This is a genomic window from Enterococcus crotali, from assembly GCF_000633635.1.
GTDB classification, from domain to species: Bacteria; Bacillota; Bacilli; order Lactobacillales; family Enterococcaceae; genus Enterococcus_L; species Enterococcus_L crotali.
On the sequence record NZ_AYPQ01000002.1, the window covers coordinates 568,481 to 581,606 of the forward strand.

10 protein-coding genes and 2 pseudogenes are annotated in these 13,126 nt (G+C 37.8%); 3 read left to right on the forward strand and 9 right to left on the reverse strand.

Annotation, left to right across the window (positions count from 1 at the left end):
* Positions 1-251: 251 nt before the first annotated feature.
* The 3 genes and pseudogenes from rihC to mprF form a co-directional block, all read right to left on the reverse strand.
* Positions 252-1,175, reverse strand: coding sequence for a ribonucleoside hydrolase RihC (rihC, locus tag V192_RS0107450; RefSeq protein ID WP_025870452.1), 924 nt, complete (start codon positions 1,173-1,175; stop codon positions 252-254).
* A 141-nt stretch (positions 1,176-1,316) separates the two neighbouring features.
* Positions 1,317-1,649 carry a hypothetical protein gene (locus tag V192_RS0107455; protein WP_025870454.1) on the reverse strand — a complete coding sequence of 111 codons (333 nt, stop codon included), beginning with the start codon at positions 1,647-1,649 and terminating at the stop codon, positions 1,317-1,319.
* A 128-nt stretch (positions 1,650-1,777) separates the two neighbouring features.
* Positions 1,778-4,368 (reverse strand): annotated as a pseudogene (gene mprF, locus V192_RS19630) (bifunctional lysylphosphatidylglycerol flippase/synthetase MprF).
* Between the two features lie 292 nt (positions 4,369-4,660).
* Here mprF and V192_RS0107465 point away from each other — a divergent pair.
* Positions 4,661-5,035 carry a helix-turn-helix domain-containing protein gene (locus V192_RS0107465; protein WP_025870456.1) on the forward strand — a complete coding sequence of 125 codons (375 nt, stop codon included), beginning with the start codon at positions 4,661-4,663 and terminating at the stop codon, positions 5,033-5,035.
* Positions 5,028-5,681, forward strand: coding sequence for a CPBP family intramembrane glutamic endopeptidase (locus V192_RS0107470; RefSeq protein ID WP_025870458.1), 654 nt, complete (start codon positions 5,028-5,030; stop codon positions 5,679-5,681). Before V192_RS0107465 ends, V192_RS0107470 begins: the two co-directional genes overlap by 8 nt.
* A gap of 82 nt (positions 5,682-5,763) precedes the next feature.
* Here V192_RS0107470 and V192_RS0107475 read toward each other — a convergent pair whose 3' ends face one another.
* The 4 genes and pseudogenes from V192_RS0107475 to dhaK all read right to left on the reverse strand — a co-directional run bounded on the left by V192_RS0107475 (position 5,764) and on the right by dhaK (position 8,902).
* The gene (locus V192_RS0107475; protein ID WP_025870460.1) at positions 5,764-6,891 is read right to left on the reverse strand and encodes a glycerol dehydrogenase; all 1,128 of its coding nucleotides are present in this window, start codon (positions 6,889-6,891) and stop codon (positions 5,764-5,766) included.
* Positions 6,892-6,915: 24 nt separating this feature from the next.
* Positions 6,916-7,283, reverse strand: a pseudogene (gene dhaM / locus V192_RS19635) (dihydroxyacetone kinase phosphoryl donor subunit DhaM).
* Positions 7,276-7,863 (reverse strand): dihydroxyacetone kinase subunit DhaL, encoded by a 588-nt coding sequence (gene dhaL / locus V192_RS0107485; RefSeq protein ID WP_025870462.1) that lies wholly within the window; start codon positions 7,861-7,863, stop codon positions 7,276-7,278. Before dhaL ends, dhaM begins: the two are co-directional and overlap by 8 nt.
* Positions 7,864-7,918: 55 nt before the next feature.
* A complete protein-coding gene (dhaK, locus tag V192_RS0107490; protein WP_025870464.1) occupies positions 7,919-8,902 on the reverse strand; it encodes a dihydroxyacetone kinase subunit DhaK in 984 nt (327 codons plus the stop codon).
* Between the two features lie 333 nt (positions 8,903-9,235).
* On the opposite strand from dhaK, the gene V192_RS0107495 reads away from it, so the two are divergent.
* Positions 9,236-10,228 carry a dihydroxyacetone kinase subunit DhaK gene (locus tag V192_RS0107495; RefSeq protein WP_025870466.1) on the forward strand — a complete coding sequence of 331 codons (993 nt, stop codon included), beginning with the start codon at positions 9,236-9,238 and terminating at the stop codon, positions 10,226-10,228.
* A 46-nt stretch (positions 10,229-10,274) separates the two neighbouring features.
* Here the strand turns inward: V192_RS0107495 and dhaS are convergent, their stop codons facing one another.
* A complete protein-coding gene (dhaS, locus tag V192_RS0107500; RefSeq protein WP_025870468.1) occupies positions 10,275-10,823 on the reverse strand; it encodes a dihydroxyacetone kinase transcriptional activator DhaS in 549 nt (182 codons plus the stop codon).
* 152 nt (positions 10,824-10,975) lie between these two features.
* On the reverse strand, positions 10,976-13,105 hold the full coding sequence (locus V192_RS0107505; RefSeq protein WP_025870470.1) for a hypothetical protein: 2,130 nt from the start codon (positions 13,103-13,105) through the stop codon (positions 10,976-10,978).
* Positions 13,106-13,126 lie beyond the last annotated feature (21 nt).

The following is a 13,126-nucleotide window of genomic DNA, read 5'->3' on the forward strand; positions in this document are numbered from 1 at the left end:
GCAAACGATACTTAAAAACATTGAAGACATCTTAGCACCATGCAAAGAAGAGGATGGGACAGAAGTGTTTAATCCCGAGAAATAAGAAGGGATTGCTTCTGCTCCCACCGTTTATCCGGATTCCACATGAGTGGGATATGACTCGAAGAGTTATGTCTCACTCACTTTGTTATGGAAAGAAATGGAAAAATGATTCTACATAGCTTGATCAATGATTTGAAAATTGAGAATGGCTGTTCATTATAATTCGATCAATCACACTTCTTAATCGCTGCTAAAAACCATTGTTTAAATTGTTCTTCATCAATATCCACACAAACCCGACAGTTCGCCTCTTGTCCCAGGTATCCGTCTAAATCGACTAACGTCGCTCCAGCAGTCAACGCCCCTTGTGTTTCAACTGCAACATAAGACTCTCTTACTTCAAACATTTCAGGCTCTAGCAGATATGCAATTGCACAACCATCATACATCTTCAGTCCAGTATTTAAACTACCACCACGATATGTGCTAAACAAATGATCGATCATATCCCCCGTTTTATTCATCTTTTGGATTTGTTCACGTTCTTTAGGTAGAACCAGTGCTTTTTCTCCTACATCTAATCCAACCACTGTTAAAGGCATTTTACTTTCAAAAACGATTTTTGCCGCTTCTGGGTCAGCAGCGATGTTAAACTCTGATAATACCCCATAATTTCCTCTAGCTAACGAGCCGCCCATAATGATCAGTTCTTCGACTCTTTCTACACATTCAGGATACATTCTCAGCAAAAGAGCGATGTTCGTTAATGGCCCGATCCCAACGAGAGTAGTTTTTTCTTTTGACTCCATCAATACTTTATACATCTCAATCACTGCATGATTTTTTGTTAGTAATTCATACTTGGATTCTGGAAATTCATAGCCATCCATCCCTGTACTTCCGTGAATGTCGCTAGCATTGATCGCTTCACGCAGCAAAGGGCGATCAGAACCAATCGCTACAGGAATCTCTTTATCCCAAAAGGCCAGCAACTTAAGGAGGTTTTTTGTTACTTTATCCACACTAACATTCCCCGCAACTGTGGTAAAAAGTTTGATATCCAACCGTTCATCAAACAATGCTGCGGCAATTGCAACTGCATCATCGATCCCTGGATCTGTATCAATGATGACTTTTCTTGATTTTTTCACTTTCTTTTTTCCTTCCTTTAGACTTTAGCCTTGTAAAATAGCGATTCTCCCATGCTCATTATACGCCACCAAAGCCTCTCCTTTTTTTATATAAAAAAGCGGAAAACAGAAAAAGTAACTGCTCTCCGCCTTCTTCTATTTTTAATAATCTAACTGTTTTAAATGTAATAGAAATGACTCTGATGTCAAGCGTTGGATCTTATATAAGCGCTCAATTTGTCTGTGGATTTTTTTGTCTTCTTTACTTGTTGAATCAAAAATATCCAGCAACTTGCTAACTCCGTATTCTACCAAAATACCTACGCCGCCACTACCAACTGTAAAACCCATCATTTCAGTATCGTTTAATTGGCCCTTTTTGATTTCTGCGATAATTTGACTGAAATCGCCTTCAACGATAATTTCATCTACCTTTTTATCTAAGGCGGCTGCTAGTTCTGCTTTCGTTTGTACAGTTACTTGCTCCAAACTCATTCAAAAACCTCCTTTGTCCCTTGTTAATTATTATACGCTATTCCGATTTTTTTACTAGAGGTACTTAAGACGTAGACAAAAAGGATGAAAAGAACCCATTTTCTTGGCCACTTCCCATCCTTTTATTTCTACGATTCAAATATTACTTCTTCGACTATAGAGACTGCTTTGCCCTTACTACGTTCAATCAACAAAGTAAGCTGAATAAAAGCAAATAGTACATTACTTTGTTTTGAATAAGCAAAATATCTAGCTTCCCAGTTTGTTACATAAGGCTCTTTCTCTTTTCTTGCATCTTTGAACCTATAGACCTGATCACCATACTTATAAAAAATATTAATCAAACGTTCATTTAAAAACGAATACTTTGTTTCCCCCACATTTGATAACGGAGCCATGCCTAAATCAACAGAATGATATCCTTGTTTTTGGTACGCTTCAATGAAATGAGTCAACAAGAAATCCGTAATATGCTGAGGTGCTGTTTCACAATAACGTAGTAAGTCATACGACATTTCACGATTTTGGACGATCGGCTTAGCGGTAATAAACGCAATCACTTCATGCTGGTCATTCCGCACAATACCGATATCACTTAATTCAAGATACTCTTTATTAAAATGACCACCCACAAAATTCCGTTCCCTTTGAGTTCCTAACCATTCTTCAGATACACGAGCCAATTCCCGAAATAGCTCATCTGACACAGGATCATGATACAACGTAAATCGATAACCTAAATTAGTTAAATGCTGCAATTCCATGCTGTTGGTTGCCAAAGAGACATGCGCCTTGTCGATACTGGAAAAATCAACGATCCCTTCCTCTCCAACTTTCATAAAGTCAAAACCTAAATCATGCAGAAGCATTGTATACTTTTCACTGATTCGATAAAATGCTGCTTGATAGCCTAGCAAATCAGCAGCATCCATAAATGCCAGTGTGGCTTGCGCCCATTTTTCTTTATTCCCGATCGGGTCAGTCAAGATAAAACATTTATTTCCTTTGATTTGGTATGCGAACAAGACCTGATCTTCTCCATGTTCCTGATAGTAATAATAGGTATAATTTTTTAAATAAAGTAAATGACTACCTGGTGTTCCGCCATATTGATCGATCAATGCCGTTAAACGTTCTTCCTGATAGGATTCACCTAAACTTTTTGAAGTATCTGCTAGATATTGATAAAGTGTAATCAAACCAAGCATCGAGATTCCTAGCCCAATCAAACCAGAAAACCAGACATCATCAGATGGAAATAGTAAAAACATATGAGGAAGCGGCCCTGTTTTGTCAGGATGGGAGCTATAATACCCTGCAACTGCATAAATAATAAATAAGAAGCTAAACAAGACACCATCAACTGCAAGAGCACCCCAGGAGTAAACAAATTTTCCCGGTAAAACTCTTTTCTCGCTAAAAACACCGCTGAAAGGATCACCAGATACACTAAAATCAACTGCCATGAAGCTGTTCTGGAGATGGTATTAACAATTCCAAAAATCAATAGACTGATTGTTGGCCAGTAAGCTTTCCGAACTTTCATCGAAATCCCTCTTGCTAGACCCAACAGCAAAAAACCAATCAGCATGTTGAATGTTTGATCTAAAAAATCAAAAGAAAAAGGTAATAAAAACTTGAACAATCGACTAACATTGGATAAATTTGTGATCGTCGACAGCAAAACCATCATAATCCCAGCAAAATAAAGTGCTGCCACTAGGATAAAATGAGCGACTTTCTGCGAAAAAATTCGAGGTAAATCATCAAAAAAGCGATTGATTTTAATACCTGTTTGATGAATAAATAGAATAATTCCTGTAATAAAAGGTAAAACATAATAAAATAATCGATAATAAATCAACCAAACAACTGCTGTCGATTGTCCTACTCCTAATTGCGCTAAGCCTAAAATCATCAAAACATCAAAAGTTCCCATACCGCCCGGCACCATTGTCAACATGCCAATCAATGTCGCAATCACAAACATTGGATAAACAGAAACCAATGAGACCTTAACATCCATCAACGCACCCACACTTAAAAAGGCGAGCATCGCACCTAACCACTGCCCTAATGAAGCCCCAAATAAAAGAAAAATGCCCTTTGGGAAAAAATCTTTGAACAGTGTATATTTTTTAATTTGAGTAAACAGCAACAGTGCTGGCGCAATCAAACTGCCAGCTAATAACCAGACCCAATACTCTCTAAACAAACTCTCCGGACGAATAAAAAAAACATCGATAAACGCAATAAATGCTAAAATGGATAAACCAGAAATCATAAATAGAGCAACCTTAGAAACCGTTGCGACCACTTTTTTACGCGGTGCGTCCTTGCCATAAAAATTAGCCCGCAATGTTGCGCCAACCACACCGCCAAAACCTGCTAGATTGTTGATCGTATTTGTGACCCAAGCAGAAACAAACCACTCCCAGCGATTCATTTTCGGCTTTCCTTGCTCTTCTAATACCTTCACTACGACCAAATCATATAATAGCATTGGCAAAACACCGATCAATCCGACCAGAATCATCCCAATAATTCGAAAGCGATTTTGTTGTCCCATCGTATGAAAAACATCCTGCCATGTCATTCCTTGCACAATATGCGTCACCTGATTCGCAACAAAAATCAAAACAGAACCCAGAAAAATCAATTTCAATAATAAACTATGGGCTTTCATCCAATGGAACAATTGGCTTATTTTATTTTTCATTTGTTCACCGCCTTCTTTAACCACTCACTAAAAAAATTACAGCTATTTTCTTTTATATGTTAGCTTATAACTGATTATTTTTCCACTATTGATTTTTTGCTTATTTTTGCGCAACCAGCATCGTCTCCTTTAAATTGATCGATCCACGCATCATCTACCATCAATTTTTCGTTTTTTTAACGTTACATAGTTACACATCGTTGTGAATCAGCGGATTGTGACATATCTGCACTTTCTTTTCGCCACTATGTATATTATCATTTTCAACATAAATCACGAAAGGATGATCACTTTGAAGATTGGACAACGGCTAAAAGAAGCCAGAACTGCTAACAACTACTCTCAACAGGAGGTTTCTGAAATACTCCATGTTTCTCGTTCAACCATTTCAAGTTGGGAGATTGGTAGAACCTACCCTTCAATTGAATTGCTCGTTGAATTAAGCAAATTATACGATCTATCTCTTGACCAACTATTAAAAGAAGACGAAGAAATCATCAAAGAATTTAAAAAAGACCAACAATATAAAAAATGGGTCGTCATTCTTGGGATTGTTATCGCAATTCTCTTATTAATCCTTTTAATAAGTAGTTTTAACGTTTCAGAAAAAGCTATGGCACCAAACGATTTACTAACTATCTTTACACAGGAGGGTGCTTTTGACTAAACAAAAAAAAGGAATTATTTTATATCTAGTTATTTATGTAGCTGTTTTTCTTTTTAATATTCCGAGTTTACTGTTAGAAAAAACAGCTTTAACAAATGTAAATATAGCGGCATATATACTTCTCTTCGTTATCGGTATTGTCTTGTATCATACGACTCTTATAAAGAATTTAAGCTGGATCGCTCATAATAAACTCAAATCATTGCTCATTTTAATTCTTGGTTATGTAGGAGATAACCTTGCTCTTCTTCCAGGTTTTTTCTTAATTCATTCCCTTGGTATTACCGCAACACTCACGAATGATTCAGACATTATCACAGTTAGCCAGTTACTTTCACCATTAACGACGATTTTCATCTTAGGAATAATCGGACCGATTGTGGAAGAACTATTCTATCGGCAAATGCTAATCTCTAGCTTATCTACATATATTCCTTCATGGGTTGCGATCATTATTTCTAGCCTGTTCTTCGCCTTTTTACACATGGATATTATTACAATGAATGAAGGGCTACTTGTACTACCTTATTTTTTCTCAGGAATCATTTTTGGTGTTCTCTATAAAAAAACAGATAATATACTTTTTACAATCATTCTGCATGTGTTTTTCAATATAACAGGACTGATCCCGTTATTAATGAATTAGACGATTTTTGATAAAAAAACTGAGCGATAAATCCAATGTTGGCTGGATTTATCGCTTAGTTTTTTCCTAACTACTAACTTTTTTAGTGTTTCTTGTACTCTTTTCCAATTTGGTCAGCTACAATAATCGCTGCTTTTACTTGATCCACTGTAATTGGAAATGGCATTGAATGAATCGATTCTTCTGGAATACATGATTTTTCAGCAACTTCTGTTAACTCAGCATCCGAAATTTCTTTCACTCCTAAATCTGCTAAACAAACGGGTAAACCGATCGATAAAGCAAAGTCTAATACTTCATATAATTCAGCTTTTGGCGCATTTTCTAACACTAGCTGACAAATCGTACTGAAGGCTACTTTTTCACCATGTGTTGCGCCATGAGCATCATGTAAAACGGTCAAACCATCATGGATCGCGTGAATTGCAGCAAGTCCTGCACTTTCAAATCCTAAACCTGACAGTAAAATATTCGCTTCAATAATGTTTTCCAATGCTGGTGTCACTACGTTATTATCTGACGCTTCTTTCGCTTTTAACCCATCTTCTAAAATCGTTTCGTAACATAATTTGGCTAATGCTAGTGCTGTATTCGTTCCCTTAGCTGGTGGGCAGACACCTTCACGCGCACCACAAGGCAAGCCCGCATTTACATTAGAATAAGAATTATGCGTGGCTCTTGCTTCAAAATAAGTGGATAAGGCATCTCCCATACCAGATACTAAGAAACGTGTGGGTGCATTTGCAATAACGACCGTATCAATCAAAACGACACTTGGACTTTGAACAAAGTAAGCATAATCGTCAAATTGACCATCTTCTGTATAAAGAACTGCCGAATGACTTGTTGGTGCATCTGTAGCAACGATGGTTGGTACAATAATCAAGTTATGACCTTCTGCCACACATTTTGCCGTATCGATCGCTTTACCACCGCCAAGACCAATGACACAATCACACTCATTCTCTTCAGCCACTTTTTGCAGACGAGCCACTTCGATACGTGATGCTTCTCCATGAAAGTTACTTTCTACAAAGGAAATATCAAATTTTTCAGCCGTCTTATCCAGTTTATCTTTTACCCGATTCACATCATCTGCATGGGCGATCAGTAAAGCTTTTTTCCCAAATGTCGTGACAAAATAACCTAAATTCAATAACTCATCTTCACCTTGAACGTATTTCGTTGGACTAATAAACGCTTTTCTCATGTTTGAAAACTCCCATTCTTATCTTTATTTTATTTTTAAAGGCGCTAATTGCTCCTTTATAGTTTCGATTGGTGTATCTACTTGTAACAAAGCGGCCGCTGTATAAGCGCTTTCTACTAAGGCTGTATCAAATAGCAGCACTTCTTTTTCCGTCATATCGATGGCCATTTCTAAATTCATTTTAGCGCTACCTAAGTCATAAAAGGCGAGTAATGTTTGCGCAGAATTCGTTTCAAACGCCTCCATAATTTTTTCAAATGATGTGCCACTGCTCCTTGGTCTAAGCCTGCTGCAACAGTGATCGGCACATCTTTTGCGACTTCTTTGATCAAACGATCCACACCTTCGCCGATTTCCTTCACATGAGATACGATCACGACACCTTTACTCATCAAACACACCTGCTTCCACTAAAGATTGAAAGAAATACATACTAGACATCGCACCTGGATCGATATGACCGATAGAACGCTCGCCAACATATGAAGCACGTCCTTTTGTCGCAGCAATATCTTTTGTTGCTTCTACTGCTGTTTCTAGTGCGGCATCTGTTAACGTGCCTTTTTTGATTGCTTCAATTGCAGGTGCCCATTCATCCAACATTGTTTTTTCGCCTGGCTGACTGTTCCCACGTTTTTCGATTCCTGCCAATCCAGCTTCTAAAATAGGTAGTGCATCAGATGTTGTTGCAGAAGCTTTTGCCATCTCCATCATCGCTGTTCCATAAAGCGGACCTGAAGCGCCGCCCACTTTGCTGATCAAAGCCATCGCAGTCACTTTGAAAATATCTTGCACCGTTTCCGGCTCTTTGCTCTGTAAACTTTCACTTACAGCTTCCATTCCTCGGGCCATATTATTACCATGATCGCCATCACCGATCGGCGTATCCAGTTCACTTAAATAGTCTTTATTCTTATCGATTTTGTCTTTGAATAATTGTAGTGTTTTCTTTAAATTATCTACAGTAAACATTTAAATTCCTCCATTTTCCAAACTATACTTATCAATGCTCGATCTATATCAGCCTTTACCAAGCCACCGTACCTACCTCTTCATTCAAAGCCTCTACCCAATCATCTTCCACCTTCAACAATGTTATAGAAAGCCCAGCCATTTCTAAAGAAGTCATATAATTACCGACTTTAGAAAAAGAAACCTCTACACCCTCTATATCCAATAACTTCATTGCATCATCATAAAAAATATATTGTTCCATCAATGGTGTGCCGCCTAATCCATTGATCAAAATAGCGAACTTATCGCCTTTACTCCATTGGAATGCCGCTTTTAGTTTTGAAACTAATTCTTCGGCCATCTCCTTAGACGTTTTGATTTTTTCTCGCTTGTAACCGGGCTCTCCATGGATACCGACACCGAATTCAATCTCATCCTCTTTTAAAATAAATCCAGGTCTGCCGACTTCTGGAACCGTTGCACCCGTTAAGGCCACACCAATCGTTTTCAAATTTTTAACAACTTGTTCACCTAATGCAACTAATTCATCTACTGATGCCCCATTCCGTGCTGCTGCTCCTAAAATTTTGTGGACTAAGACTGTACCAGCTACTCCGCGTTTGCCCTGTGTATACGTACTATCTTCCACAGCAATATCATCGTCCACCACAACTGTGCCAACTTTGATATCTTCCATTTCTGCTAGATCCTTTGCCATGTCAAAATTCATAATATCGCCAGAGTAGTTTTTCACAACCATTACGACACCTTCACCTTGATCCACGGCTTTGATTCCTTCAAAAATTTGGTCAGGTGTTGGTGATGTGAACACTTGTCCGCAAACTGCCGCTTGTAGCATACCAGACCCAACAAATCCAGCGTGGGCCGGCTCATGACCACTGCCTCCTCCACTGATCAAAGCAACTTGTTTGCCAATTTCTTTTTGCTTTAAAACAAATGTTTCTGGAACTTGTTCTATTGTTCCATGATGAGCTCGGACAAATCCTTGTACCATTTCTGGAACGACATTTTGCGCTTGATTGATGATTTTTTTCATGATATTCCCTCCTGTTTTTCTGTCAAGACTAGATAAGCTTGTTGCTCTTTTGCTTTATCTAGCTTCACAAGCTAATCTCTCGGAAAAAAGATAAAATCTGAGTGAGGCAAAAAGCACCTCAATCATATTTTCCTATTTTTCTGTCGAGACTGAACGAGCTTGTTCAGCTTTCACTTTTTGTATACGTTTACAATACTCGCATATGGAAAATGTTGCAACGGACAAACAACGAAATGTGTCCGCTTTCATTTTGTTCTACCTAAAGATTGTAGTTTTCAGATAGAATACAGCGTATAATGGAGACAGATATTATTGAAAAGGAGCGAAGGCTCAATGAAACAATTGATTAATTCCCGCGGGCAAATTCGCCAGCAACTACTAGCTGGGCTTACTTATACATATAATGACAGACTTGATTGGCAAGCAGAAACTGGGATCGTCACTAAAAAAACGATTGCTGAAAATAAAGTAGTCCTGATTAGTGGAGGTGGCTGTGGTCATGAACCCGCTCATGTCGGTTACATCGGAGAAAACATGCTAGATTGTGCTGTGATGGGTACTATTTTTGAACCTCCTGCTAGCGATGAAATTCTTCAAGCTATCGAAAAAACGTATAATGGTAAAGGAACTTTACTGATCATCAAAAATTTTGAAAAGGATTTGACGAATTTTTTAGAAGCAGAACGCTTAGCAAAAGCAAAGGGATTCCTTGTTTCTCATGTGATCGTAGATGATGACTGTTCTATTGAGAGCGGCACATTTGAAAAGAGACGACGGGGAGTTGCTGGAACTGTTTTTGTCCACAAAATTATTGGGGCAGCCGCAACCCAAGGATACTCTTTAGATGAATTACAAGCACTAGGTGAACAATTAATTCCTCAGATCAAAACATTAGGAGTTGCTTTTTCGCCTGCGTCACCGATTGGTGTCATTCCCCAACAATATGAATTAGCAGAAAATGAAATGTACTTTGGCATTGGTATCCACGGAGAACCTGGCTACCGCATTGAAAAAATGCAATCTTCTGAGAGAATCGCGATTGAGCTGGTAAACAAACTAAAACAGCAATACTCAAAAAAGGACCTGACCCAAGCAGCTGTATTAGTGAACGGCCTAGGTAACATTCCATTGCTAGAACTTGGTGTTTTTATGAATGACGTTCAACAATTAATGGACATTGAAGATATTCAAGTAGTCTATAAACGAATGGGCAATTTTTTAACGGCTTATAATACAAATGGTCTTTCTTTAACTTTGTTAGCAATCAAAGACGATAAATGGCTGGATTATTTAAGTACCCCGACCGATGCTTTTGGCTGGAGATAAAAAAAGACAATGAACAACAACGTAAATTCCATGTGTACGTTGTTATTCATTGTCTTTCTTCAAACCCCATTAGAAAGGCGATTTTCATTTGCTCAGCAAAACGATGCGAATCAATCGTGCAGCCATCAATAATCCATTTTGTCGTTAAGGAAACAAATGCATTCGCATAAAATTCTTCCAGAAATAAGCGATCCCCATCTTCCAGACTCTCGTCTGTTTGCTTTTTAACCACTAAAACTTGATGGATCAATACTTTTAAATGTTGTGTATAATATTCTTGAAACGAGTTTTGTCCCTCAAAAGTCAGAATCCTGCGATAAAAGACCTGATTTTCCTCAAAGTAGACAAATAAATTCTCCACAATAAACTGCCAGCCTTCATAAGCCAGATTATCTTCGATTTTTTCGATTGCCTCTTGCTGAAAAATCCAATCTGCTAATTCATATTTATCTTGAAAATAATCATAAAATGTTTGACGCCGCATGTTACTTTCCTGCATGATTTTTGCGATCGTCACTTTTTCAAACCCAATATCTGACACAAGTTTTTTAAATACCTTCGCTATTTTCTTTTTTGTAATTAATGATCCCGTCATTTGTCTGCACCTTTAATTTCATTAGTCCTTTTATTGTACCAGTAAATGAACATTTAGAAAATCAATGATTCTGCGAGCAAACAAAAATAAGCTGAAGCAGAAGAATGACTCCTACAGTTTCAGCTTATTTTTACGGTTTATTCTATGGGTTCTTATGCATTTTGACGTGCCAAGAATGTTTCTAGATATTCACTCAATAATTTATAGCCTTCCATTTTTTGTTCCACTTCTTTTGGACAATAAATCCATTTACCCATGACTTTTCTTTTCTTAGATAAGACTTTGACCTCTTCTAAAAAGTCACCTAAATCATCGATCAAGTGCTGCGTGCTTAACTCGTTGCCTAACAGGATGTCTTTCTTTTCCCGCTCATAAACCGAGGCCCATAAATACGGCAAGACTTCGATTTTACGAATATTCGTATGAAAATCATCTTTGGGCAACATACCTTTATGTCCTAGCCCTCGTCCTTGCTGGAAAAATGAATGGATATCCCATTCTAATTTTTTCAATCGGCGTAATGATGGTCCTTGTGGATCTAAGGCATTCTTATTATCGTAACCTTCATCTAATGTCCAAGAGCTCCTTGTTTCTGTTGTTTGAGGGTGCTTTTCTGAAACTCGATCAAGCATTTCTTCAATTGCTAATGTCACTGTAGGTCTTTCTTCTATCGTTTCTACAACTGGTTTCATCGGTCGATTAGCTTGTAAAAAAGTCTCTTTCGATGGGAAACTTCTAGTTGCTTGTGTAACTGGCTGTTGTGACGGCACAGCTCTTGTAGGTGGCGCAGCGGGTCCCATTACTGTATTATTGACTCTTGCTTCAGAAGCTTGCTGAACTATTGTAGTAGCTTCTTTTTTCGCTATTGATGCGGTTTGTGTCGTTTGACGCATCTTTTGTTCTAACTCGGCTATTTTTTGATGCGCTTTGATTAATTGAACATCTACTTTACCCACGGTTTGTGTTAGTTTCTTAATTTCAGTAGCATTTGATTTTAACTGCTCCTGATCTTTTTGGTGTTGTTCAGCTAGTTTCTTTGCTGAATCACTTTTAGTCAGTTTGACTGTGGGTACTTTTTTCTTTTCGCTTTTAACGATGGTCAATTCTGCTTCAACGCTTTGCAGTTTTGTGGTCAGGTGATCGATCTCTTTGTTCAATTTAATTGTTTCCGAAGCGGTCTCTTGTAATTGACCATGGTCTTTTTCTATTCTTGCTATTGCTGCTGAATCTGGTTTCACCTCTAAAACAGTTGATTCGACAGTGTTCAATTTATCATTGATCTGCTGTATTTGGCGAGCAATCGTGCTGACTTCCTCACTGGTTGATGTTAATTTATCTGCTAATTTATTTTGTTCATCAACAGGTTTTCTTGCTGTAGAGAAGTTAAGTGCTGGTCTTTTTTCTTGTTTATTTTTTTCAATCGTTTTGTTCAATTCTACTACTTGTTGATCTGAACGATCCATTCTTTGCACAAGCAGATCGATTCTTTGTAATGTTTCGTCCAGGCGATGTTCTAAAGTTGGACCTGCTTTTTCATCTGGTCCAAAAATAATTTTAAATTTTGGCGGTGTTTTAGGCTTTGGTATATTGGTTAATTTTTTATCTACCGCCGTTTTAAATGTTGCAAACTCTTCCTCCAAGTGTGCTATTTTTTCATTTACTACTTTTAATTGTTTGGCATTCTCAAATTCCAACGCCTCTTTTGCGGCAACTTTACTTTGCACTACCTTGACAACAGGTGGTGTCCGTTTGTCTTTGACAGCTTGGACTTCTTTATAAATATCATTCAGATTTTCACTAAATTGATTCATCATCTCTGTCAAAAGTAAGACTTCGCTGTTCGTCTCCTGTAACCCTTTAACCATCTCAATGGGTATATCCTCAGAAAAACTTGAGACGTGCTCTAGCGGTAACTCTGGAACTTCTAAGCTACTGATCCACGTACGTAGATCGCTTATTTGCAACTTACTGAGTGGATGTGCTAATGCTAACAGCAATGTGATATACACAGCTTTTTGCGTCACGCGTACGTAAAGGTTCTTTGCAACACAATCCTCAAATTCATGATTAAATTGCTCTGGAAGGTCCTCTAATAGTCCTTCAAATTGCTCTGGTTGCTCATAATCTGTCGATAGCTCAAATTTTCTCAATAGATAAACGGAATATTGACTCAATACCTCATCCGAATATAGCTCTTCGCCTAAACGATTTGCTTCGATTTCTTTTCTTAAAAAAACTTTTTTACTCTCTGTGCTATTTTTCGTAAGATTCAACTTTTCCATATGTACTAACGGCCCCTTTTT